General features: G+C 67.1%; 30 protein-coding genes. 15 read left to right on the forward strand and 15 right to left on the reverse strand.

All coding sequences use genetic code 11. The features are described 5' to 3' along the window. Positions 1-11 precede the first annotated feature (11 nt). From QP045_RS11495 to rpsD, 3 genes are all read right to left on the reverse strand, one after another. Positions 12-416 (reverse strand): NUDIX hydrolase, encoded by a 405-nt coding sequence (locus QP045_RS11495; RefSeq protein ID WP_422515122.1) that lies wholly within the window; start codon positions 414-416, stop codon positions 12-14. 8 nt (positions 417-424) lie between these two features. Then, the gene (locus tag QP045_RS11500; RefSeq protein WP_422515123.1) at positions 425-2,062 is read right to left on the reverse strand and encodes a M28 family metallopeptidase; all 1,638 of its coding nucleotides are present in this window, start codon (positions 2,060-2,062) and stop codon (positions 425-427) included. Positions 2,063-2,217: 155 nt separating this feature from the next. Next, positions 2,218-2,832: a 30S ribosomal protein S4 gene (gene rpsD, locus QP045_RS11505; RefSeq protein ID WP_422515124.1), complete on the reverse strand. Its 615-nt coding sequence runs from the start codon at positions 2,830-2,832 to the stop codon at positions 2,218-2,220. A 204-nt stretch (positions 2,833-3,036) separates the two neighbouring features. Between rpsD and QP045_RS11510 the strand changes: the two genes are divergently transcribed. Beyond that, positions 3,037-3,336, forward strand: coding sequence for a chorismate mutase (locus tag QP045_RS11510; protein WP_422515125.1), 300 nt, complete (start codon positions 3,037-3,039; stop codon positions 3,334-3,336). A gap of 23 nt (positions 3,337-3,359) precedes the next feature. Here QP045_RS11510 and QP045_RS11515 read toward each other — a convergent pair whose 3' ends face one another. From QP045_RS11515 to rpiB, 5 genes are all read right to left on the reverse strand, one after another. After that, entirely contained in the window at positions 3,360-4,079 is a 720-nt protein-coding gene (locus QP045_RS11515; RefSeq protein WP_422515126.1) for an RNA methyltransferase, read from the reverse strand. Positions 4,080-4,136: 57 nt separating this feature from the next. Then, positions 4,137-4,598, reverse strand: coding sequence for a transcriptional regulator NrdR (nrdR, locus tag QP045_RS11520; RefSeq protein ID WP_422515127.1), 462 nt, complete (start codon positions 4,596-4,598; stop codon positions 4,137-4,139). Further along, positions 4,599-4,766: a hypothetical protein gene (locus QP045_RS11525; protein ID WP_422515128.1), complete on the reverse strand. Its 168-nt coding sequence runs from the start codon at positions 4,764-4,766 to the stop codon at positions 4,599-4,601. A gap of 1 nt (position 4,767) precedes the next feature. After that, positions 4,768-6,078, reverse strand: a complete 1,311-nt coding sequence (glyA, locus tag QP045_RS11530; protein ID WP_422515129.1) for a serine hydroxymethyltransferase — start codon at positions 6,076-6,078, stop codon at positions 4,768-4,770. Between the two features lie 95 nt (positions 6,079-6,173). Further along, on the reverse strand, positions 6,174-6,620 hold the full coding sequence (gene rpiB / locus QP045_RS11535) for a ribose 5-phosphate isomerase B (RefSeq protein ID WP_422515130.1): 447 nt from the start codon (positions 6,618-6,620) through the stop codon (positions 6,174-6,176). Positions 6,621-6,710: 90 nt separating this feature from the next. Between rpiB and QP045_RS11540 the strand changes: the two genes are divergently transcribed. The 4 genes from QP045_RS11540 to QP045_RS11555 all read left to right on the forward strand — a co-directional run bounded on the left by QP045_RS11540 (position 6,711) and on the right by QP045_RS11555 (position 11,059). Further along, on the forward strand, positions 6,711-7,184 hold the full coding sequence (locus tag QP045_RS11540) for a hypothetical protein (RefSeq protein WP_422515131.1): 474 nt from the start codon (positions 6,711-6,713) through the stop codon (positions 7,182-7,184). Positions 7,185-7,267: 83 nt separating this feature from the next. Continuing rightward, complete coding sequence (gene ileS / locus QP045_RS11545) at positions 7,268-10,141, forward strand: isoleucine--tRNA ligase (RefSeq protein WP_422515132.1); 2,874 nt, start codon at positions 7,268-7,270, stop codon at positions 10,139-10,141. Positions 10,142-10,143: 2 nt separating this feature from the next. Then, on the forward strand, positions 10,144-10,659 hold the full coding sequence (gene lspA / locus QP045_RS11550; protein WP_422515205.1) for a signal peptidase II: 516 nt from the start codon (positions 10,144-10,146) through the stop codon (positions 10,657-10,659). Further along, entirely contained in the window at positions 10,652-11,059 is a 408-nt protein-coding gene (locus tag QP045_RS11555; protein ID WP_422515133.1) for a DUF3035 domain-containing protein, read from the forward strand. Before lspA ends, QP045_RS11555 begins: the two co-directional genes overlap by 8 nt. Positions 11,060-11,164: 105 nt before the next feature. Here QP045_RS11555 and QP045_RS11560 read toward each other — a convergent pair whose 3' ends face one another. From QP045_RS11560 to QP045_RS11575, 4 genes are all read right to left on the reverse strand, one after another. Next, positions 11,165-11,977 carry a TorF family putative porin gene (locus QP045_RS11560; protein WP_422515134.1) on the reverse strand — a complete coding sequence of 271 codons (813 nt, stop codon included), beginning with the start codon at positions 11,975-11,977 and terminating at the stop codon, positions 11,165-11,167. Positions 11,978-12,144: 167 nt separating this feature from the next. Next, positions 12,145-12,606, reverse strand: a complete 462-nt coding sequence (locus QP045_RS11565) for a RidA family protein (protein WP_422515135.1) — start codon at positions 12,604-12,606, stop codon at positions 12,145-12,147. A 32-nt stretch (positions 12,607-12,638) separates the two neighbouring features. After that, positions 12,639-13,265 (reverse strand): HAD family hydrolase, encoded by a 627-nt coding sequence (locus QP045_RS11570; RefSeq protein WP_422515136.1) that lies wholly within the window; start codon positions 13,263-13,265, stop codon positions 12,639-12,641. Continuing rightward, positions 13,262-13,537, reverse strand: coding sequence for a DUF3572 family protein (locus QP045_RS11575; protein ID WP_422515137.1), 276 nt, complete (start codon positions 13,535-13,537; stop codon positions 13,262-13,264). Before QP045_RS11575 ends, QP045_RS11570 begins: the two co-directional genes overlap by 4 nt. A gap of 38 nt (positions 13,538-13,575) precedes the next feature. Here QP045_RS11575 and QP045_RS11580 point away from each other — a divergent pair, with 38 nt between their 5' ends. Beyond that, complete coding sequence (locus QP045_RS11580; RefSeq protein WP_422515138.1) at positions 13,576-13,980, forward strand: response regulator; 405 nt, start codon at positions 13,576-13,578, stop codon at positions 13,978-13,980. A gap of 30 nt (positions 13,981-14,010) precedes the next feature. Here QP045_RS11580 and rpmG read toward each other — a convergent pair whose 3' ends face one another. Further along, positions 14,011-14,178 carry a 50S ribosomal protein L33 gene (rpmG, locus tag QP045_RS11585; protein ID WP_019516727.1) on the reverse strand — a complete coding sequence of 56 codons (168 nt, stop codon included), beginning with the start codon at positions 14,176-14,178 and terminating at the stop codon, positions 14,011-14,013. Here rpmG and QP045_RS11590 point away from each other — a divergent pair. The 5 genes from QP045_RS11590 (at position 14,177) to QP045_RS11610 (ending at position 17,906) form a co-directional block, all read left to right on the forward strand. After that, positions 14,177-14,704, forward strand: a complete 528-nt coding sequence (locus tag QP045_RS11590) for a hypothetical protein (RefSeq protein ID WP_422515139.1) — start codon at positions 14,177-14,179, stop codon at positions 14,702-14,704. The two genes, rpmG and QP045_RS11590, sit on opposite strands and share 2 nt — an antisense overlap. A gap of 12 nt (positions 14,705-14,716) precedes the next feature. Next, positions 14,717-15,283: a TMEM165/GDT1 family protein gene (locus QP045_RS11595; protein WP_422515140.1), complete on the forward strand. Its 567-nt coding sequence runs from the start codon at positions 14,717-14,719 to the stop codon at positions 15,281-15,283. Positions 15,284-15,368: 85 nt separating this feature from the next. Then, positions 15,369-15,866 (forward strand): Dps family protein, encoded by a 498-nt coding sequence (locus QP045_RS11600; RefSeq protein WP_422515141.1) that lies wholly within the window; start codon positions 15,369-15,371, stop codon positions 15,864-15,866. 77 nt (positions 15,867-15,943) lie between these two features. Then, positions 15,944-16,129 carry a DUF1328 domain-containing protein gene (locus tag QP045_RS11605; protein WP_422515142.1) on the forward strand — a complete coding sequence of 62 codons (186 nt, stop codon included), beginning with the start codon at positions 15,944-15,946 and terminating at the stop codon, positions 16,127-16,129. A gap of 160 nt (positions 16,130-16,289) precedes the next feature. Beyond that, entirely contained in the window at positions 16,290-17,906 is a 1,617-nt protein-coding gene (locus QP045_RS11610; protein WP_422515143.1) for a cisplatin damage response ATP-dependent DNA ligase, read from the forward strand. 13 nt (positions 17,907-17,919) lie between these two features. Here the strand turns inward: QP045_RS11610 and QP045_RS11615 are convergent, their stop codons facing one another. Next, positions 17,920-18,723 (reverse strand): glutaminyl-peptide cyclotransferase, encoded by an 804-nt coding sequence (locus QP045_RS11615; RefSeq protein ID WP_422515144.1) that lies wholly within the window; start codon positions 18,721-18,723, stop codon positions 17,920-17,922. A gap of 57 nt (positions 18,724-18,780) precedes the next feature. Then, positions 18,781-19,614: a cold-shock protein gene (locus QP045_RS11620; protein ID WP_422515145.1), complete on the reverse strand. Its 834-nt coding sequence runs from the start codon at positions 19,612-19,614 to the stop codon at positions 18,781-18,783. A gap of 362 nt (positions 19,615-19,976) precedes the next feature. Here QP045_RS11620 and QP045_RS11625 point away from each other — a divergent pair, with 362 nt between their 5' ends. The 4 genes from QP045_RS11625 (at position 19,977) to lptB (ending at position 22,708) form a co-directional block, all read left to right on the forward strand. Next, positions 19,977-20,597: a ribonuclease D gene (locus tag QP045_RS11625; protein WP_422515146.1), complete on the forward strand. Its 621-nt coding sequence runs from the start codon at positions 19,977-19,979 to the stop codon at positions 20,595-20,597. Positions 20,598-20,603: 6 nt separating this feature from the next. After that, positions 20,604-21,242 (forward strand): LPS export ABC transporter periplasmic protein LptC, encoded by a 639-nt coding sequence (lptC, locus tag QP045_RS11630; RefSeq protein WP_422515147.1) that lies wholly within the window; start codon positions 20,604-20,606, stop codon positions 21,240-21,242. 5 nt (positions 21,243-21,247) lie between these two features. Further along, positions 21,248-21,790 carry an LptA/OstA family protein gene (locus QP045_RS11635; protein WP_422515148.1) on the forward strand — a complete coding sequence of 181 codons (543 nt, stop codon included), beginning with the start codon at positions 21,248-21,250 and terminating at the stop codon, positions 21,788-21,790. A 135-nt stretch (positions 21,791-21,925) separates the two neighbouring features. Then, entirely contained in the window at positions 21,926-22,708 is a 783-nt protein-coding gene (lptB, locus tag QP045_RS11640; protein WP_422515149.1) for an LPS export ABC transporter ATP-binding protein, read from the forward strand. Positions 22,709-22,774: the final 66 nt, after the last annotated feature.

Here is a 22,774-nt window from a genome sequence, read left to right on the forward strand (position 1 = left end):
GAAAAGGGTGGCTACCCGCGCCGCCGCCACGCATCAACGGCGATCCGCGTGGAAATGGTCAGTTGCTCGGGCAAGGCGTCGAGCGCGAACCATTCCACGCCGTCGTGCTTCTCCGGCTCGCAGTTCTCCGGCGTCCCCTCGAAGGATCGGACCAGGAAAACCGGCGCGATCCAGTGGGTACCGGCCGCGCGATCGATGTGATCGACGACACACAGCAGCGTGTCCGCCGTGATGGTGATGCCGGTCTCCTCCTTCACCTCGCGCTCGGTCGCGGCGGCGGCCGTCTCGAACAGGTCGATCTTGCCGCCGGGAAGGCCCCAATGCCCGATCTCGGGGGGACGCCGCCGCCGCACCAGCAGGATGCGATCGTCCAGGATGATGGCCGCGCCACAGCCGACGCGCGGTTCGGTGAACATCGCCGTTGTTACCGTACGGTGGCGCGGCTGCGGTCGCGGATGGCGCGGAATTCGTCGCCCTCTACCCAGTTCGGCCAGGCGCTGGTCGTCGCAAGCTCGCGGCCGACCTGATAATAGAGCGTCACGTCCTGGACGACGCCGTCCCAGTTCCAGTTCGGATCATATTCGTCCTTGGGCCCGTGGTAGCGGTTGTCGGTGTAGTCCTTGGCGGCAGCGGCGCCGGCGTCGGCGCCACCCTTCACCAGATCCTCGCCCGCCTCCGCATACAGCATCGGCACGCCATATTTGGCGAGGCTGAAGTGATCCGAACGATAGTAATAGCCGTTCTGCGGCGTCGGCTCGGGCGTGGCGACCCGACCCTGTGCGCCAAGCGCACGGTTGAGATAGTCGTCCAGCTCCGACTTGCCCTTGCCCACCACGACGATGTTGCGCGCCGGGCCGGCCATCGACATCGCGTCGATGTTGACGCCACCCACCGTCTTGGCGAGCGGGTAGATCGGGTTTGCACCGTAATAGGCGGAGCCGAGCAGGCCCGATTCTTCGCCGGTCACGGCCAGGAACACCTGCGACCGCGGCGTTGGCCCAGCCTTGGCATTGGCCTCCGCCAGCGCGACCAGCGCCGCCACGCCGTTCGCGTTGTCGACCGCGCCGTTGCAGATGTCATCGCCATCGGGTGCCGCCTCGCAGCGGCCGAGATGGTCCCAATGGCCGGTGTAGAGCACCACTTCGTCGGCACGCTCGGTGCCCGGCAGGATGCCGACCACGTTCTTGGACGCGTGGCGGCGAACCTGGTTGTCGAAGCTGACCGAAGCCTCCACGCCCGTGAGCGGCACCGCCTTGAAGCCCTTGCGCTTGGCAGCGGCCGTCAGCGTGTCGAGGTTCTGGCCGGCACCTGCGAACAGCCGGCGTGCGGCATCGAGCTGCATCCAGCCGATCGCCTTGGACTGGTCCATATGGCCGTTGGCGGCATCCGCCACCTGCTGCGGGCCGGTCCAGCTCGACTGGACGACGTTCCAGCCATAGGCGGCGGGCACCGTGTCATGGACGATGATCGCGGCAGCAGCGCCCTGGCGTGCCGCCTCTTCATATTTGTAGGTCCAGCGGCCGTAATAGGTCATCGCCTTGCCGTTGAACGGTCCAACGAGGCCGGGCGATTCGTAATCCGGGTCGTTCACCAGGATCACCACCGTCTTCCCCTTCACATCGACGCCGGCATAGTCGTTCCAGCCCTTCTCGGGCGCGTTGATGCCATAGCCGACGAACACGACGTCGCTGTTCTTCAGGTCGACGCGCGGGGCGACCTGATAGGTGGCGACCACCATATCGGGGCCGTAGCGCAGTGCGATGGGCTGGCCGGCGCCGGTGAAGGTCAGCGGCGACACGTTGCGCGCAGTGATCTCGACCAGCGGCACGTCCTGGAACCAGCTGCCGCCGTTACCCGGCTTCAGCCCGGCTGCCTGGAACCGTTCCACCAGATAGGCGAGCGTCTTTTCCTCACCCGCAGTCCCGGGTGCGCGTCCTTCGAACGCATCGGAAGAGAGGGTCTGGGTGACCGTCTTGAGCGTCTCGACGGAAACGGGCGTCGAAGGTGTTGAGGCGGAGCAGGCGGCCAGCGGCAGTACCGCGGCGAGCAGAAGTGCGCGCATGAATTCTCCGAAGATCGAACGTCGGGCGCCTTGTGGCACAGCCAGTCCCGGCGGGGCAAACCCGGGGCAGGGCCGAAACGAGAAAGGGCGGCCCGCAAGGGCCGCCCTTCTTGTTCTGGCGATGGTCCGCGGCGAAGGCCGCGGTCCGTACCGGATCAGCGCGAGTAGAACTCGACGACCAGGTTCGGTTCCATCTTCACCGGGTACGGCACCTCGTCGAGGGTCGGCACGCGGGTGAAGGTCACCTTGGCCGCACCGTCGGGAGCGACATATTCCGGGATGTCACGCTCGGAGAGACCCTGCGCTTCGAGCACCAGCGCCATTTCCTGCGCCTTGCTGCCCAGCGTGATCTCGTCGCCCGGACGGACGCGACGCGACGCGATGTTGCACTTCACGCCGTTGACGCGAATGTGGCCGTGGCTGACGATCTGGCGTGCGGCCCAGATGGTCGGCGCGAACTTGGCGCGATAGACCACCATGTCCAGGCGCTGCTCGAGCAGGCCGATCAGGTTCTGGCCGGTGTCGCCCTTCATGCGCGACGCTTCTTCGTAGGTGCGCTTGAACTGCTTCTCGGTCACGTCGCCATAATAGCCCTTGAGCTTCTGCTTGGCGCGCAGCTGGATGCCGTAGTCCGACATCTTGCCCTTGCGGCGCTGACCGTGCTGGCCGGGGCCATATTCACGCTTGTTGACCGGGCTCTTCGGACGGCCCCAGATGTTCTCGCCGAGACGACGGTCGAGCTTGTACTTGGCGCTATGGCGCTTCGACATAATAGATACCTTGCAACTGCAACAACGGTGATCACCCTGGGGCGATCGCGGATCCCGGTATTCGCTCTGCTGGGATCGGAAACCGACCGGCAGGGCTGCCGCTTCACCGGGGTGCGGAGCCAATTGCGAAGGCGCGCGCCTAGCCGAAGGGAGGCGGACGAGTCAAGCTGGACAGCCAAGGGCCCGCTCGCCTAGGCGCGCGGCATGACGATCCTTTCCGGTCCCGATTGCACCACCATGGCCGAAGTCCGCGCCGGCGTTGACCAGCTCGATCGCGAGCTCGTCGCGCTGCTCGCGCGCCGCTTCGCCTATATGGATGCCGCTGCCCGCATCAAGCCGGAGCGCGGCCACGTCCGCGACGAGGGCCGCAAGGCCGAGGTGATTGCCAATGCGCGGGCAGAAGCGGTGCGGCTGGGCGTGCCGGAGGATGTCGTCGGCGATCTGTGGGAACAGCTGGTCGAAGCCTCGATCGCCTATGAGCTTGCGGCGTTCGACCGGCGGTAACACGCCGGTCTGACTTGCGGGCGTTACCGCGCCCGCGGGCGGGCGAGGGTCGAGAGCACGCCGCGGACCGTGCGTACCTCCTGTGCGGACCAGCCGGGCTTCGTGAGCAGCGTCCGCAGCATCCGCCGCGTCGTGGGCGCGCGATCGGGCGGGAAGAAATAGCCGCCCTCCTCCAGCATCTGGTTGAGCTGCACGATCATGCCTTCCAGCTCCTCGTGCGGGGCCGGCGGGTCGATCTCCGTTTCGGGCGGGCTCGCAAGCGCGGCGCCCTTCGACCATTCATAGGCCACCAGGATCACCGCCTGGGCGAGGTTGAGCGAGCCGAACTCCGGGTTGATCGGCACGGTGATGATGGTGCGGGCAAGTGCCACATCGTCGGTTTCGAGCCCCGAGCGTTCCGGCCCGAACAGGATCGCTGCGCGACCGCCGTCGCTGCGGATCGCGCGCGCGGCTTCGTCGGGCGTCACGACCGGCTTGGTGACGCCGCGCTTGCGGACCGTGGTGGCATAGACGTGCGAGCAGTCCGCGACCGCCTCGGCAACGCTGTCGAACACGCGCGCCTGCTCCAGCACCACGTCGGCGCCGCTTGCCGCAGGCCCGGCCTGTGGATTGGGCCAACCGTCGCGCGGCGAGACGAGCCGCATTTCCACCAGTCCGAAATTGAGCATCGCCCGCGCGGCCTTGCCGATGTTCTCGCCCAGCTGCGGGCGGACGAGCACGATGACGGGGGGCGGTGTGGGCACGGTCTTTGTTCTTTCTGGCTTCGGGCTGGCAGGTGCCGCGCATGGGGGCGCTGGGAGCTAGTCCCGTCCCACTTCCGCGACGTTGCCGGCGAACGCCTCGAAGTCGCGGGCTTCCCGGAAATCCTTATAGACGCTGGCGAAGCGGATGTAGGCGACGGAGTCGAGCCCCTTCAACGCGTCCATCACCATCTCGCCGATGCGCTGGGACGGAATTTCGCTGTCGCCGGTCGTCTCGAGCTGCCGCTGGATGCCGGAGACGAGCCGTTCGATCTGCGACTGTTCGACCGGGCGCTTGCGAGTCGCGATCGCGACCGAGCGGAGCAGCTTGTCGCGGTCGAACGCTTCGCGGCGGTTCTCGCTCTTCAACACCCACAGTTCCCGCAGCTGAATGCGTTCAAAGGTGGTGAAGCGCGCGGCACAGGCCTCGCACTGACGGCGCCGGCGGATCGCCGCCCCATCTTCGGTGGGGCGGCTGTCCTTTACTTGGCTGGCATCATGTCCGCAGAATGGGCAGCGCATTCAGGTCCGCTTCTTGCCCTTGAGATAGGCATAGCCGGCGCCCGCCGCGGCGCCGATCACCGGGCCGACGAAGGGCAGGGGGATGGCGATCACGGCGCCGAGCGCACCCCATTTCGCCATGCTCTTGCCGAGCGCCTTCTTCTCCGGGTCCTTCGAGAAATCCGTCATGTCAGCCTCCGTAGATGGGGAACCGAGCACACAACGCGCGAACCCGCTCGCGGACCCCGGCTTCGACCAGCGGATCGCCCGCCTCGCCCTTGGCAGCCAGGCCGTCGAGCACGTCGGCGACCATGTTGCCGATCTCGCGGAATTCGGCGGTGCCGAAGCCCCGCGTCGTTCCGGCCGGGGTGCCGACGCGAATGCCGCTCGTCTTGACCGGGGGCAGCGGATCGAAGGGAATGCCGTTCTTGTTGCAGGTGATGCCCGAACGCTCCAGCGCCTCGTCGGCGTCACGGCCGGTGATGCCCAGCGGGCGCAGGTCGACCAGCGCCAGATGGGTGTCGGTGCCGCCCGCGATGATGTCGCTGCCGCGCTCCTTCAGGGTCGCTGCCAGCACCTTCGCGTTCTCGACGACGGCGGCGATATAGCTCTTGTACTCGGGGCGGAGCGCCTCGCCGAATGCCACTGCCTTGGCGGCGATGACGTGCATCAGCGGACCCCCCTGGAGGCCCGGGAACACCGCCGAGTTGATCTTCTTCGCAATCGCCTCGTCATCGGTCAGCACCATGCCGCCGCGCGGACCGCGCAGGGTCTTGTGGGTGGTGGTGGTGACGACGTGGGCGTGGCCGAACGGGGTCGGGTGGAGCCCCGCGGCGACGATGCCGGCGAAGTGCGCCATGTCGACCATGAACTTCGCGCCCACTTCGTCGGCGATCGCGCGGAAGCGGGCGAAGTCGATGTGGCGCGGGTAAGCGGAGCCGCCGGCGATGATCAGCGTGGGCTTGTGCTCATGGGCGAGGCGCGCGACCTGATCATAGTCGATAAGATGGTCTTCCTCGCGCACGCCATATTGGATGGCGTTGAACCACTTGCCCGACATTGCCGCCTTGGCGCCGTGGGTGAGGTGGCCGCCCGCATCCAGGCTCATGCCCAGGATGGTGTCGCCCGGCTTGGTCAGCGCCAGCATCACTGCGCCGTTCGCCTGCGCGCCCGAATGCGGCTGCACGTTCGCAAAGCCGCAGCCGAACAGCTGCTTGGCGCGCTCGATCGCCAGCGTCTCGACTTCGTCCGACGGGGCGCAGCCCTGGTAGTAGCGCTTGCCCGGATAGCCTTCGGCGTACTTGTTGGTGAATACCGAACCCTGCGCCTCGAGCACCGCCTTCGAGACGATGTTCTCGCTCGCGATCAGCTCGATCTGGGTCTGCTCGCGGTCGAGCTCATGCTCGATGCCGGCGAACACTGCCGGATCGACGTCGGCCAGGCCGCGGGTGAAGAAGCCGTCAGGCTGTACCTGATCGAGGGTCTGCGGGTTGCTGCTCATGGATGCGCCTCCTGGGGCCCGGCTGGCCGTTCGGCCGAGCCTTTAAGCCCCTGCGCCCGGGAAGGCTACCCGTTGCTTCCCAAAATGGGTGCAGCTCAGCCGAGCTGCGGCTGGGTCAGCTTGTCGATGCGGCGCTGATGGCGTTCCCCGCCAAAGGGCGTGGCGAGGAACGTCTCGATGCACGCCTTCGCCATCTCGATGCCGACCAGCCGCGCGCCCATGGCCAGCACGTTGGCATCATTATGTTCCCGGGCCAGCCGCGCCGACAGCGGCTCGCTGACCAGCGCGCAGCGGCAGCCGGTGTGGCGATTGACGGCGATCGAGATGCCGATGCCGGATCCGCACAGCGCAACGCCGAAGTCCGCGTCGCCGCCGCTCACCGTCCGCGCCAGGGCATAGCCATAGTCCGGATAGTCGACGCTCGCCGCGCCCTCTGGTCCCAGGTCGACGACGGCATGACCGGCCTCGCGCAGCCATTCCACAAGCGCGGCCTTCAGCGAAACGGCGGCGTGGTCGGAGGCGATGGCGATGCGATGGGGCATGGAACGGGCCTTGAAAGTCGGGAAGTGCTTGCTGCCTAGCCCTATGGCTTCGTGAAGGCTAGACAGGCTGCCCATGGCGGGAGGAACGCGATGCGCTCTACGATCTGGTTGACGACGCTCTTGGTGCTGACGGCTTGCGGACAGCGCGACGTGCGCCGGGCAGAAGGTGAAGCGGTAGAGCAGGCAGTGCGAAACAGCGGCCACGCCGCGCCCGCGGCCGCCCCTGTGGAAACGCCGACGCCGACGCCGCAGCGCACGACCGCCGCGAACACCGTAGTCACGGATGGCTGGATCGGGCGCTGGCGCGGGGTCGAGGGGCTCAACCTGGTGATCTCCGCGGACCCTGCTGCCGGGCCGGGTCACTATACGCTCGAGATGCAATATTCGCTCGACGACAAGGGCAGCTTTCCCGGAGTCGCCGACGGCGAGGTGATCCGCTTCACGCGTCCCGACGGTCCCCAGATCCTGACCGCCACCGATGGCGAGGCGACCGGGCTGAAGTGGCTGGCCGACAAGAAAGACTGCCTGACGGTGAAGCCGGGCGAGGGATATTGCCGCGATTGAGCGGTGCTTGTCCCGGCTGACGGACGCCGCCGGCCACTTCGCGCTTCACCCCCGGCCCCGCATCCTCTAATCGGCGCGGTTCCATGACCGACGAACCGAACGCGAAGCGCGACTGGCGCGACACCGTCTTCCTGCCGAAGACCGACTTCCCGATGAAGGCGGGCCTTGCCGCCAAGGAGCCTGCGATCCTCGATCGCTGGGCCCGCATCGGGCTGTACGATCGCCTGCGCCGCGAGCGCGCGGGGCGCGAACGCTTCATCCTCCACGACGGCCCGCCCTACGCCAACGGCGACATCCACATGGGCCATGCGATGAACAAGGTCCTGAAGGACATCATCGTCCGCTCGCAAACGCTGATGGGCAAGGACGCGCCCTACGTGCCGGGCTGGGACTGCCACGGCCTGCCGATCGAGTGGAAGATCGAGGAACAGTATCGCGCCAAGAAGCGGTCGAAGGACGAGGTACCCCCGGCCGAGTTCCGCGCTGAGTGCCGCGCCTATGCCGCGCATTGGGTCGAGGTGCAGAAGGGCCAGTTCCAGCGCCTGGGCGTGCTCGGCGATTGGGAAGACCCCTACCTCACCATGAAGTTCGAGGCCGAGGCGACGATCGCGGGCGAGTTGCTCAAGTTCGCCGAATCGGGCCAGCTCTATCGCGGCGCCAAGCCGGTGATGTGGAGCCCGGTCGAAAAGACCGCGCTCGCCGAAGCCGAGGTCGAGTATGAGGACATCACCTCGACCCAGATCGACGTCGCCTTCGAGATCGTCGAGGCGCCCAACGCGCCGGAACTGGTCGGCGCTCATGCGGTGATCTGGACGACCACGCCCTGGACGATCCCGGTCAATCAGGCTTTGGCGTACGGGCCGGAGGTTGAGTACGTTGCGCTGTCGCTAGGCGCGATCACTGCTGACTTCCTCCGGCATGGTCACCGTGCCCCGGTCGTTCTGATCGCACGCTCGTTGATGACGTCGTTCATCGATCGGATTGCGCCTGCATCGGATTTGGGTGTTAGCATCGTCTGGTCGGGCAAGGGCTCCGACCTTGCAGGCGCCGTCGCGCGTCACCCGATGCACGCGCTCGGCGGCTTCTTCGCCAAGCCGCGCCCGATGCTGCCGGGCGATTTCGTCACCACTGACGCGGGTACCGGCCTCGTCCACATGGCACCCGACCATGGCGAAGACGATTTCGCGCTGTGCAAGGCCTATGGCATCGACCCCGTGTTCGCGGTCACCGGCGACGGCAAATACCGCGAGGACTGGGCCTGGCTCGGCGGCCAGGGCAGCGTCATCAACCCCAAGTTCACCGCGTCCGGCAACGGCGGGAAGCTTGAGGAAGGGCCGATCTGTCGCGACCTGCGGGAAGCCGGCGCGCTGCTCGCCGCGTCGGACGACTTCCGCCACAGCTATCCGCACAGCTGGCGCTCCAAGGCCAAGGTGATCTTCCGCGCGACGCCGCAGTGGTTCATCCCGATGGACGCCGCCGCCACCGATGCCGTGGATGAGGGCGCGGAAACCGTCGCTGGCAACGGCGCCACGCTGCGCGAACTCGCCCTCGACGCGATCGAACACACCCGCTTTGTCCCCGAAAAGGGCCGCAACCGCATCGCGTCGATGGTGTCGGGCCGTCCGGACTGGGTGATCAGCCGCCAGCGCGCATGGGGCGTGCCGATCGCGCTCTACGTGCATCGCCAGACCGGTGCCTATCTGCGCGACCCGGCGGTCAACGCCCGCATCCTCGACGCCTTCCGTGCAGGGGGCGCCGATGCCTGGTTCCAGGCCGATCATCAGGCGCTGCTCGGCGCGGACTACGCGCTTGAGGACTATGAAGTCGTCACCGATATCCTCGACGTGTGGTTCGACTCGGGTTCGACTCACGCTTTCGTGGTCGAAGCGCGCTATGGCGCCGGCACCCGCGCCAACCTCTATCTCGAGGGTTCGGACCAGCATCGCGGCTGGTTCCAGTCGTCGCTGCTGGAAAGCTGTGGCACCCGCGGTCGCGCGCCCTATGAGGCGGTGCTGACCCACGGCTTCGCGCTCGACGGCAACGGCCGCAAGATGTCCAAGAGCCTGGGCAATGTCGTCGATCCGCTGAAGGTGATCGGCGAATCGGGCGCCGACATCCTGCGCCTGTGGATCGCGCAGACCGATTATTTCGAGGACGTCCGCATCGGCAAGGAAGTGCTTGCCGGGACCGGCGACGCGTATCGCAAGCTGCGCAACACCTTCCGCTACCTGCTGGGCGCGCTCGACGGCTTCACCGATGCGGAGCGGGTTGCGGTCGCCCACATGCCGGAACTGGAGCGCTATGTGCTCCACCTGCTCGGCAAGCTCGACGTGGAACTGCGTTCGGCGGCCGAGGCATATGAGTTCAACCGCTACGCGCGCGCCCTGATGGATTTCGCCAACGAGGATCTGTCGGCGTTCTTCTTCGATATCCGCAAGGACTCGCTCTACTGCGACGCGGCCGATGATCCCAAGCGCCGCGCGTATCGCACGGTGCTCGACCTGCTGTTCCACGCGCTGGTCCGCTATGCCGCTCCGATTCTCGCCTTCACGGCCGAGGAAGTATGGCAGGCGCGCTATCCCAGCGAGGATGGATCCGTGCATTTGCTCGAATGGCCGGAACTTCCGGCGCTGCCCGGCGATGATGCGGTGTCCACCAACTGGGAGGACGTCCGTCGCCTGCGCGAGCGGGTGACCGAGGCGATCGAGCCGCTGCGTCGCGAAAAGGTCGTGCGCTCCAGCCTTGAGGCGGAAGTCACCGTTCCCACGCTGCCGCTGGACGAGGCTGCCCTTGCCGAGGCGTTCATCGTCGCGTCAGTCGCCAAGGGTAAGACCGATGAGGATGGTGTGGGTGTCACGCGTACCCACAAACTGAAATGCGGCCGTTGCTGGCGCCACCTGCCCGAAGTTGCAGAGGACGATGCGCTGTGCCACCGCTGTGCCGAGGTAGTATCGTGACCATGCAACGTACCCGTCTTTACGGTTTCCTGCTCGCCGGCCTGATCTTCATCGTCGACCAGGTGGTGAAGTTCGTCGTGACCGGCCCGCTGGGCGTTTCCCAGCCGGGGGACGAACTCGTCCTGTTGCCGATCTTCGACCTGCGTTTCGTGCCCAATGTCGGCGTGTCGCTGGGTCTGTTGCCGGCCGACAGCAGCGTGATGCGCTGGGCGCTGGTGCTGCTGACTGCGGCGATCGCCAGCGGCGTCGCCTGGTGGATGCTGCGCGAAAAGAGCCGGCCCGACCTGTTCGCCCTTGGCCTGGTGCTGGGCGGGGCGCTCGGCAACATCCTCGACCGCGTCCGCTTCGGCTATGTCGTCGACTTCCTCGACCTGCACTTCGGAACGTGGCGTCCGTTCCTGATCTTCAATGTCGCCGATGCCGCCATCACCATCGGCGTGCTGATCCTGCTTGTCCGCGCCGTGCTGGTGCGCGACAAGCCTGCCGAAACGCCCGCTGGGGAGAAGGTAAATGCGTAAGGTCCATGCCGCCGCGAGCATCGTGCTCGTCGTTGCTCTGGCGGGTTGTGGCTCGTCGGGGCTCAATCGTGCCCGTCCCGATGAATTCGCGGTCGCGCGTCAGGCGCCGCTGATCATCCCGCCCGATTTCGCGCTCATTCCTCCGCAGCCGGGCGCGCCGCGTCCGCAGGAAGCCGGCGCTTCCACCCAGGCGCTGCAGGCGATGTTCGGTGGAGAGGCGCAGCGCAGCGCCGGTGAGCGTGCGGCCGTCAACCAGGCCGGCGGCAACGCCGCCGCCGCGGCGGGCGTCCGCTCCGGCCTCGCCGATCCCGACACGAACGTCGTCGACAAGGGCTCGACCACCCAGGACATCATCGCCGCACCCGAAGGCGACGGTCAGACCGCCCGCACCACGCCGTAAGGCGACACTCGGCGAAGCAAAAAGGGCCGCGACGCGAGTCGCGGCCCTTTTTGCTTGCCTCTCGGGTGCGGCTGCTGCTCCCGCACGCGCGGGAGCAGGGCTGCATCAGAAGGCTGCGGTAAGCGACACCACCACGGTGCTGCCCGCGATCGAACTGCCGTTCGTCGTCTTGCCGAAGCCGGACCCTAGATAGGCCGACTCGCGGCGGGAGATGTTGGTGTCGATATAGGCGACGCCCAGCGTGAGCTGGTTCCAGGTTGCATCGACGCCCAGCAGCCAGTCGAAATACTCGCCCGTCGGCGACAGGCTCGTGCCGTTGGGCCCAAGCCCCTTGTTGCCGTTGGAATAGCCGATGTGCGCCTTCGCGGTGAGCGGGGTGCTCGGAATGCCGACGGTGCCGTCTCCGGACAGGTAGAGGTTGTCGCCGCGATCGCCGTCCGGATGGACGAGGAAGTTGCCGAGCGACGTCTGCTTGGGCGCGTAGAAGACGCCCGCGGTCAGGTTGGCCGGGCCTGCGGTGCCGGAAAGCTTGCCGTAGAGCTCGACCACGTCGCTCTCGTCCGCACCGCCCGGATAGGTGTACCAGGTCACGCCGACGTCATAGGCGGCGTTGCCGGCCTCTCCTTTGAAGCCCGCCACCAGGTCGAGCTCGAGGTTGGCGCCGCCAAAGGTTCCCCACCCCGCGAGGTTGGAGCCCCAGGTCGCGACATAGAAGCCGCTTTCATGTGCAATGGTGATGCCGCCCTGGACCGCCACTTCCTTGTCGCTCTGCGATACACCGCGGAAGCGATAGTCGGAGGTTACCGTCGCGCTGCCGCTGACGGTGATAGGCTGGGGCGGATCGGTTTCCTGTGCCCAGGCAGGTGCAACGCTACCGACGGCGGCGAAGATCGAAAGAAGTAATCTGGAGAAGCGCATCGTGACCCCCTTGAGGTGATGGTTCTCCTCCTGCTTGCGCCCTGGGGTGTCGTCCGCACCCCCTGTGACGCGACACCAACGTGCCGGTCAGAGGGCGCGGATACAATGCTTGTTTCAGCAGCAATAACTTTTGTGACGGAATGTTGCGTCGCAGCAACAATACCGCGTTAACGAAGTTCCAGGATGGCGTCGACTTCGACTACGGCGCCCAGCGGAAGTACGGGCACGCCCACGGCACTGCGGGCATGTTTGCCGGCATCGCCGAATACGGCGACCATTAGCTCGGATGCGCCATTCGCGACCTTTGGCTGGTCGGTGAAGCTGCCCGCGCTGTTCACGAAGACTCCGAGCTTCACGACCCGCGCCACGCGGTCGAGGCTGCCGGCGGCCTTCTGTGCCTGTGCCAGCAGCATCAGCGCACACCGGCGTGCGGCCTCGACGCCGAATTCCAGGTCCCGGTCTTCGCCCAGGCGGCCGGTCATCAGCGCGCCGTCGCGGAACGGCAGCTGACCCGAGATGTGGAGGAGCCCGCCGGCCTCGACCGCGGGGACATAGGCAGCGACCGGCGCTGCTGCTTCGGGAAGGGTAAGGCCGAGTTGGGCCAGCTTTGCGAGGATGTCGGTTGCCATGGCGGAAGTCATCCCGCGCGGCCGGGCGGGGGTCAAGCCTCCGCCGGAACCCCTGCGTCAAAGCGTGCCGCGATCCACGTCTGGGCCACGCGCCAGTCGTCGATGCGGGCATGCGCTGCCGGTGCGGGCGGCACATGCGGCGCCAGGCTCGGCTCCGACACCATGTGCAGCCGGTGGACCCCCGGGGCATGCTGCGCCACCGAATCATGGTGGGTTGCCAGATCGTCGACGAACACGGTCACCGGGTTGCCGTGTTCCGCCGCCAGCCGAGCGACCGGCTCGCCCTTGGGACCCTGGTTGCATTCCACCCGGTGGACGATGCCGTGGCTGGCAAGCTGGCTGATCCGCGACTCGCGGCAATGGTCCCGCAGATTGGTCAGGACGACGATCTCGGCGCGCTCGGCGAGCGCCGCCAGCGCCTCCTGCGCGTGAGGCACCAGCGTCTGCCGCTCCATCTGCGCAGGGAAAAAGCCGTCGATCAGCGACCACATCGTCTCCCGCTTCACGACGTCGCCGCCCGGGCGATGGCGCATCGCTCTTTCAAAGCTGCCTTCCGCCAGGTGCAGCTCGATGTCGTGGTCGGTGTCGAGCCAGTCCCGGAAATGTCGCACCATGTGCAGCAGAACTTCGTCGCAGTCGCAGATCAGCAGTGGCTTCATCGTTGCTCCAGGACGCGGCGCGCGCGGGTAAGTTCCTCAGGTCCGACCTCCAGCGCCTCGGCGCAGGCGATCAGGTCGGGTTCGAAATTCTCGAGGTAGCCGATCATGGCCGCCAGGAACGCGGGCGCATTGGCGCGCGCACGCAGGATGTCAGGGGTGATCCCGGTCACGTCGAGGAACCGGCGGGTTCGCTCTGTATCGGCAAGCATCCAACCCAGTGCGCCGAGCGCCAGCGTGGCCGCTGCTTCGGCGTTTGTTTCGTGGGGCGGCATGCCGTAGTACCTCGGGGATCAACAAGCGGGTCTAGGGCGTGACAAAAAGGGTCGTCGTTGTCGAGGACAACGAACTCAATCTGAAGCTGTTTTGCGACCTGCTGCGGGTGCATGGGTTCGAGACAGAGCCGGTGCGCGACGCGCGGGAAGCGGTGGCGCGGGCACGCGCGTTCGTGCCGGACCTGATCATCACGGACATCCAGCTGCCGCACATGTCCGGGCTGGAGCTGATCGGTCGTCTGAAGCTGGATGCAAAGCTCCGGCACATCCCGATCATGGCGGTGACCGCCTATGTCGGACGCGAGGACGAGGAGCGAATCCGGGCGGCAGGCGCGAACGCCTATGTCACCAAGCCGATCTCGGTGGTGCGATTCGTCGAGGAGGTGCGGGCGCTGCTGCCGCGTCAGGCCGAGGAGACGGCGGACGCGGCGCTGGCCGGCTGAGGCCGCTCCGTCCAGCGGAGCGGCAGCCGCTTACTTGATCTTGGCTTCCTTGAAATCGACGTGCTTGCGCACGACGGGATCATATTTGCGGAAGCTCAGCTTCTCCGTCTGCGTGCGCGGGTTCTTCTTGGTGACATAGAAGAAGCCGGTATCGGCCGAGCTGACGAGCTTGATCTTGACGGTGGTCGGCTTTGCCATGACCCTGAAATCCTTCGGTTCGCAGTACCGGACAGCGTTGAAAAAACGAAAAGCGGCGCGCAAACCGCGGCCGCCCACAGGTTGGGCCGCATGCGTCACCTGCCCGCAGATGTCAAGGCTAACACGTCGCTTGCTGGCCTGCTCCCCATGTTTCATCGTTCCTTCACGCAGGCATGGCACCATGCCGCCGCAAGCCAAGGAGAGGGCCCAAGCGATGATCGAGGCAGTTGTAGGCGGCCCCACCGGATTCGAGGATGGTCTGGCGATTCTGCGCGGCGCCGGTGGGCGCGGCCCGGTCAGTCGGCTCGCTGCGGAGGTTGAGGACATCCGGCGAATGGCCGCGGCGCAGGGGCTGGTGGCGGCCGCACCGGTCATCCGCGCGATCGATGCGGCACTGGCCCGGGGCGAGCGCGGCGCACTGCTGCAGGGATTGGTCACCATCTTGGAAGATGCGCTGGCGCAGCGCGGCCCGGGCGATTCGGGGGCGGTCTATGCGGCGGCGTGCTCGGTGCGCCTGGCAGGCTGACCCGGCCCGCCGATGGAGACACTGGTTCCCGCGTTCGTAGCGGTGCTGCTTGCGCAGATCTTCGATCCACCAGCACGGCTGTCGGCCGTGCTTGCCGACCGATTCGGGCGCCGCGCAGGCGTGACCCTTGGTCTGGCGGTGGCGCACGTCATGGGCTTTGCGCTGGCGGCGGCCGGTGGCGCGGTGCTTGCGCCGGGCATGAGCAGCAATGCGCGCGCGCTGCTGCTGGGCGTGGCGCTGATCGCGGCAGGGGCGGGAGGATTCCCGCGGCCCAGGCTCGCGGATCGGCTCGCGGGCTGGCGGACCGGCAGTGTCACCACCGCCCTGCTGGGCATCTTCATCCTCGCCTTTGGCGATCGCAGCCAGTTCCTGGCGCTCGCCATCGCTGCCTGGGGTGTCGCGCCCGCGCTTGCGGCCGGGGGGGCGGCCGTAGCGGCGATCGCGGTCGGCGCGGTGGCTGTTGTCCTGGGAGAGCGCGCCTGGTGCGGCTGGCCACGGCGCCCCGCCCGACTTGCCGTTTCCGCGCTGTTCCTGATCGCCGGCGCATGGGTCGCCGTCCGGGCGCTTCGTCTCGGCTGAGTTTCCGATTGCTGGAGCGACCGGAACGGGAGCTATTCGGGGCTCACTTCGTTGCATTGCCGAATCAGTAACCCCGGAGGAATTCATGGCTGACACCAACCCGGCGCTCGACACCCCAACCGACCTCAACAGCAACAAGGTCCGCAGCGTTGCGGATGCGCTGAACGGGGCGCTGGCGGATTGCTTCGCGCTGTATCTCAAGACGAAGAACTTTCACTGGCACGTTTCCGGCCCGCATTTCCGTGATTACCACCTGATGCTGGACGATCAGGCTACGCAGATCCTGGGCGTCACCGATGTGATCGCAGAGCGTGTGCGCAAGACCGGCGGGACGACGCTCCGTTCCATCGGAGACATTGCGCGCCGCCAGCAGCTGGCAGACGATGACCGCGACTTCGTGGCGCCTGCCGAGATGCTGAGCATCCTTCGCGACGACAATCTGAAGCTCGTCGAGACGCTCCGTGCGGCGCGGGAAGCGGCCGAGAACGCAGGCGACACCGCGACCAGCAGCCTGGCCGACGAGTGGATCGATGCTGCCGAGGAGCGTGCGTGGTTCCTGTTCGAGGCTGGCCGCAAGGGCTGATACCCATTCGATGACCGGACGGAACGATCCGCCCCGCCGCTCGGTTGATGTCCCATAGCTATTGGAGAGGAAATGCCATGCTGCGTTGGGCCATCATCTTCCTGATCGCCGGGCTTGTACTCGGCGTTCTCGGCTTCGGCGGAATCGGCGGCGCGTTTGTCGACATCGCCAAGATCCTGTTCTTCATCGCGGTCGCGATTTTCGTCGTGCTGCTGGTGTTGGGTCTGATCGCCGGCAAGGGGATCAAGAACGCGATAGACTAGCGCGTCTTCGCGGCCGGTTCGCCGGCCGCGCCCCCTATGCCTGCCGGCTGGGCCGGTCTGTCGGCCGTCGATCCCCTGATCGGCGGCCGTTCTTTTGGCATGCGCCCGGCGGATCGTGACGCCGACGCAACCAAGCACGGCACCGGCGGGTTGATCCGGCATGCGTGCGTTCGCCGACCTGCTCGACCGGTTGATCTACACCCGTTCGCGCAATGCCAAGCTCCGCCTGATCGGCGATTACCTGCGCACGACGCCCGATCCCGACCGGGGATGGGCGATCGCGGCCCTGACGGGCGATCTCGACCTGCCCGCAGTCAAACCCGCCACCGTTCGGGCGATGATCGAGGCGCGGGTCGATCCGGTGCTATTCGGGATGAGCCGCGACTTCGTCGGTGACACGGCCGAGACGGTGGCGCTGCTGTGGCCGGAACCCGTCGCCGGCACCGCTGCCGCCCGTACCGCCGAGCCTCTGCCGCTCGCGCAGGTCGTCGACACCTTGGCGGCGCTGTCGCGCAGCGATGCGCCCGCAGTGCTGGCGGCAATGCTCGACCAGCTGGATTCGGATGAGCGCTTCGCCCTGCTGAAGCTTGCGACCGGCGGTTTACGCGCGGGCGTCTCGGCCCGGCTGGCGAAGACCGCGCTTGCCCAGGCGTTCGGACTGGACGTGGAGGCGGTGGAGGAGGTGTGGCACGGGCTGACACCTCCCTATGCCCCCTTGTTCGCCTGGGCCGAGGGGCATGCGCCGCAACCCGACAGCGCCAACCTGCCGGTGTTCCGCCCGTTCATGCTCGCCCATCCGCTCGAGGATGGGCGCGTCGATCTCGCCGACTATGCCGCCGAGTGGAAGTGGGACGGCATCCGCGTGCAACTGGTGCATGCCGGCGGCGAGACCCGCCTCTATAGCCGGGCGGGCGACGACATCACCGGCAGCTTCCCAGAAGTCGCCGCCGCCTTTGCGAGCGTCGGGGTGCTGGACGGCGAACTCCTGGTGAAGGGCGAGGCGCAGGGCCATGCCCTGGGCGGCGCCGATGGAGCGGCGAGTTTCAACGCGCTTCAGCAACGCCTGGGGCGCAAGACCGTGTCGAAGCGGATGCTCGCCGACTACCCCGCCTTTGTCCGCCTCTACGACATTCTCTTCGACGGCACACAGGACCTGCGTGCGCTCCCCTGGAGTAAGCGGCGCACCGCGCTGGAGCGGTTCACCACCGCGCTCGACCCGGAGCGGTTCGATGTGTCGAAGCTGATCGAGGCTCCCGACTTTACCGCGCTCGAGGCGGTGCGGGAGGGCGCGCGCGGCGCTGCGATCGAGGGCGTCATGCTCAAGCGCCGCGACAGTCCCTATGTGGCGGGCCGGCGCGTCGGCTTGTGGTACAAATGGAAGCGGGATCCGCTCACCGCGGACTGCGTGATGATGTACGCGCAGCGTGGCAACGGAAAGCGCTCGTCCTTCTATTCCGACTATACCTTCGGCTGCTGGACCGGCGATCCGGCCGAGGGCGGTGAACTGCTGCCGGTCGGCAAGGCATATTCGGGGTTTACCGACGAGGAACTCAAGTGGCTCGACCGCTTCGTCCGGACCAACACGGTCCAGCGCTTCGGCCCGGTGCGGGAGGTCGAGAAGACGTTGGTGCTGGAGGTGGCTTTCGACTCGATCCATGCCTCGCGCCGGCACAAGTCGGGGCTGGCGATGCGCTTCCCCCGCATCGCGCGCATCCGCCGCGACAAGCCTGCGGCAGAGGCGGACCGGATCGCGACGCTGCTGGGGATGGCGACCTAGCGCAGTCTCGCGGTCAGCCTGCCGGCTCCAGCGCGATCTCGAACAGCGTCGGCCACAGCTTGCCGGTAACGAACAGCCGGCGCTTCGCGGGATCCCAGGCGATCCCGTTTGCCACTGCCTCCGGGTCGGTTGCGGCGATCTCAGCCACCAGCGGCGAGAGGTCGACCAGCCCGGTTACCGCGCCGCTCTCCGGATCGATGCGAACGAGATAGTTGCGGTGCCAGACGTTCGCGTAAATGGCGCCGTCCACCACCTCGACTTCGTTGAGGTTGCGGACCGGCAGGCCGTTGGCGGTCACCGTCAGTTCCCGCCGCACCTTGAAGCTTTCGGGATCTCGGAATCGCAGCACGGGCGAACCGTCGGATTGCACGAGCATCCGGCCGTCGCTTGCCAAACCCCAGCCTTCGCCGGTGTAGCGAAAGCTGCCCAGGTGCCGAAGGGTCTTGGCATCCCAGCGATGGGCGATCCCCGTCGTCCAGGTGAGGCTGACCAGCGTGCCGTTCCACAGCGCCAGTCCTTCGCCGAACTGGTCGGCAGGCAGGGTCGCGCGGGCGAGCACCTTGCCATCCTCCAGCCGGACGCGGCGGACTTCCGAGCGACCTTCCAGCCCGATGCTCTCGTAGAGAGCGCCGTCGTGCCAGAGCAGCCCCTCGGTAAAGGCCTTGGGATCATGGGGGTAGCGCGCGACGATGCGCGCGGTGATCGGATAGACGAGCGCCGGAGCCGGTGCAGGCGCTGTGGGCGCTGCGACCTGGCTCGCTATGGCAATGCGGGGAGGGGCGCCCGAAACCAGTGTCGCCGCGACGGCAAGGACCATCGCGGCGACACGGTTGCGAAACCGCCGGGCCGTCAAGCGGCCTGACGGCATCCGGGATCAGCCCTTGGGCTGAAGGTTCACGGCGGCGTGCTTGCCGCGGCGATCCACCTCGAGCTCGAACTCGAGCTTGTCGCCCTCGTTGAGCGTCGGCATGCCCGCGCGCTCAACGGCAGAGATGTGAACGAACGCATCGGGCTGGCCGTCGTCGCGCTGAATGAAGCCGAAGCCCTTCATCGCGTTGAAGAACTTGACCGTGCCGGAAGCACGCTCACCAGTCAGCTGACGCTGCGGGCCACCCATGCCGCCACCCGCACGCGGGGCTGCATCACGGTCGCGCGGTGCGCCACCGTCTGTAACCGGCATCGGCTCGCCGTCGATCTTCAGCTCGGTAGCCGAGACGCGACCGCCACGATCCACCAGCGTGAAGCCCAGCGGCTGACCTTCGGCCAGACCGGTCAGGCCTGCCTGCTCGACTGCGGAGATGTGAACGAACACGTCCTCGCCGCCGTCATCGCGTACGATGAAGCCGAAGCCCTTCTGCCCGTTGAAGAACTTGACCACACCCGTGGCCTCGCCAACGACCTGGGGGGGCATGCCGCGACCACCGCCGCCGCCGCCACCGCCACGGAAGCCGCCGCCGCCACCGCCGAAGCGATCGCCGCCACCGCCGCCGCCGTAGCCGCCGCCACCGCCGAAGCGATCGCCGCCGCCACCACCGCCGCCGTAGCCGCCGCCACCGCCGAAGCGATCGCCGCCACCACCGCCGCCGTAGCCGCCGCCGCCACCAAAGCCACGGTCGCTATAACCGCCGTAGCTCTCGTCGCCAAAACTGTCGCGCTTGTCCTTGCCGCGCCCGCCGCGATCACCGCGGCGCCCTCGATCGAAACTCATTGCCCTGTTCGTCTTCCCGGCTCGCCCAAATCCTCACCATCAGAACCCAAGCGTCGGACGAATGACGCAGGTCTCTGGGCGCACAGGCAGATGCGCCACGTCGCCACCATAGCCCAAACGCCAACAGGCGGAAATGTTTTCGACATTTTTGCGGCAGCAGGTGCACGATCACGTCTTAACCGTGGCGAAGACGGCACAGCTTGCGCCTGATTCCGGGGGTTTAGGGGCTTGCAAAGGCATTGGCAGCCACTTCGCAGTTTCACGAAACGCCGCGATTCGGGTGCCGACTCGACCTCCTTCATCGCGCGGCGGGCTGCTCCGGCCCCATTGAGCATGCCTCGTGAAGCGTCTAGGCGTTCACGATGGCTGTTTACCTGCATGAAGAAGATCTGCCCGCCGATGTATTCGCGCCGGGCGCTGACGTCGCCGTGGATACGGAGACCATGGGCCTGCATACCCATCGCGATCGGCTTTGCGTGGTGCAGATCTCCGACGGGGGTGGGGACGAGCATCTTGTCCGTTTCTCCGCCGGCAGCGACTATGCCGCGCCGAACCTGCGCGCCGTCCTGGGCGACCCGGATCGCGTGAAGCTCTACCACTTCGCCCGGTTCGATCTCGCGGCGATCCGCCATTATCTCGATACGGTGGCCGCGCCGGTCTATTGCACGAAGATCGCGTCGCGCCTGATCCGGACGTACACCGACCGCCACGGACTCAAGGAACTGGTGCGCGAGTTGCTCGGGCAGGAGCTTTCGAAGGCTCAGCAGTCGTCCGACTGGGGCGCGCCGGTCCTGAGTGAAGCCCAGAAGGAATATGCTGCGTCCGACGTGCGCTATCTTCACGCGATGCGCGAAGAGCTCGACCGTCGCCTCGCCCGTGAAGGGCGGACTGCGCTCGCACAGGCCTGTTTCGATTTCCTGCCCCACCGTGCCGATCTCGACCTGGCCGGCTGGCCGGAAGTCGACATCTTCGCGCACATGTAAGCCCAGATGTCGGATATCGCCCGCCGCGAACGGACCCAGCGCCAGCGTTGGGCAATGCCCGGAGGTCGCCACGACCGGCTGATCCGCCTGTCGCTGGTGGCGCTGCCGCTGGGGATCGGCGTGCTCGCCGCTTTCCTCGTGCTGGCGCCGCTGTTCATGCGCGGCGACGTCAGCTTCGTGCTGGACAAGAACCGTGTGGAAGTCGCCAAGGAGCGGCTGCGCATCCAGGCGGCGCGCTATACCGGGCAGGATGCCAAGGGCCAGTCGTTCGCCCTCACCGCGGGTTCGGCCGTGCAGAAAAGTTCAGCCGAGCCGATCGTCCAGCTCGACAAGCTTGCGGCCGAGATCCAGCTCAAGGAGGGGCCCGCCCAGCTCGACGCCAATCATGGCCGCTACGATCTCAACACCGAGCAGGTTGCGATCGACGGGCCGATAGCGTTCCGGACGACGGACGGCTACCGTCTCGACACGCGGGATGCGACGCTGGACCTGAAGAGCCGCAAGCTGCAGAGCGCTGGCGCTGCCGAGGGTACGACCCCGCTTGGAACCTTCCGCGGCGACCGGCTTTCGGCGGATCTTGAGGCACGAACCGTGCGACTCGACGGCAATGCCCGCTTGCGCATCATGCCCGGGCAAACGAAGTAGGCTCCATGACACGTGTTTCGCACCTCCTGCTCGCCGCCGCGCCGCTCGGGCTGTTGGCGGCGTATGCTGCCCCAGCGCAGGTACGCCACGATTCGAACGCGCCGATCGATTTCAGCGCGCAGTCAATCGAACTTCAGGATCGCGCCAACCGGGCGATCCTGACGGGCGGGGTGACCATCCGGCAGTCGACGATGACGCTGACGGCAAATCGCGTAACCGTTTTATACACCGGTCAGATCACGTCCGGCTCGCCCCAGGCGTCGCGGCTTGATGCTGCGGGCGACGTCACCGTCACGCGCCCGGACCAGACCGCCAAGTCGAACTTCGCCGTCTATGACGTGAAGCGCAGGGTCGTCACGATGATCGGGAACGTATCCCTTACCCAGGGCACCAACCGGCTGCGCGGCGGGCGTCTCACGATCGACCTCGACACCGGTCGTGCCGTCATCGATGGTTCCGGCGTTGCGAGCAGCAGCGGGTCGGCCGGCGGCGTGCAGCAGCAGGGCGGCCGGGTAAGCGGGACCTTCTCGGTGCCCAAGCGCGACTGACGCACGGCCGGGCGGAGCGGCGGCACGCAAGCGCGCGTGCCCCCTTTCCCTTCCGGCCAGAATCATGCACGAACCTTGCCAGCTGCGAGCGTGTCCCAGGCCGATGCCTCTCGACCCGCCAGCAGGGAGCCCCGGATGGACGATGTGACCACGCTAGCGAGCCCCAATACGGCACCCCATGCGGAGCCGACGATCGCGCACGGCCTCTCCGTGGTGTCGATCGCCAAATCGTACGACAAGCGCGTGGTGCTGTCCGACGTGTCGATGTCGGTGGGCCGCGGCGAAGTGGTGGGCCTGCTGGGCCCCAACGGGGCCGGCAAGACGACCAGCTTCTACTCGGTGATGGGCCTGGTGAAGCCGGATGCCGGCCGGATCATGCTCGACGGCGACGACATCACCGCGCTGCCGATGTATCGCCGCGCGATCCTGGGGCTGGGCTATCTGCCGCAGGAAACCTCGATCTTCCGCGGCCTGACGGTCGAGAAGAACATCCTGGCGGTGCTGGAACTCGCCGAGCCGGACGTAAAGGCGCGCGGTGCCCGTCTGGAGCAGCTGCTCGATGAATTCGGCCTCACGCGGCTGCGCGATGCGCCGGCGATGGCGCTGTCAGGCGGCGAGCGGCGGCGTGCGGAGATCGCGCGTGCGCTGGCGGCGGATCCCTCGATCATGCTGCTCGACGAGCCCTTCGCCGGGATTGACCCGATCTCGATCGCCGACATTCGCGACCTGGTCGGTCAGCTCAAGGAGCGCGGGATCGGGGTTCTGATCACCGACCATAATGTGCGCGAGACCCTCGACATCGTCGACCGCGCCTACATCATCTACGACGGTCGCGTGCTGTTCACCGGATCGCCCGAGGAACTGGTGGCCGACGCCAACGTCCGTCGCCTGTACCTGGGCGAGAGCTTCTCGCTCTGAGCCATGGCACGCGCCGGCCGCCTCCCGCAACGCGAAGAGGTCCGGCAGGATGAGTGTGTTCGGGCG

The organism is Sphingomonas sp. 3-13AW (genome assembly GCF_049311085.1).
Taxonomy (GTDB): domain Bacteria; phylum Pseudomonadota; class Alphaproteobacteria; order Sphingomonadales; family Sphingomonadaceae; genus Sphingomonas.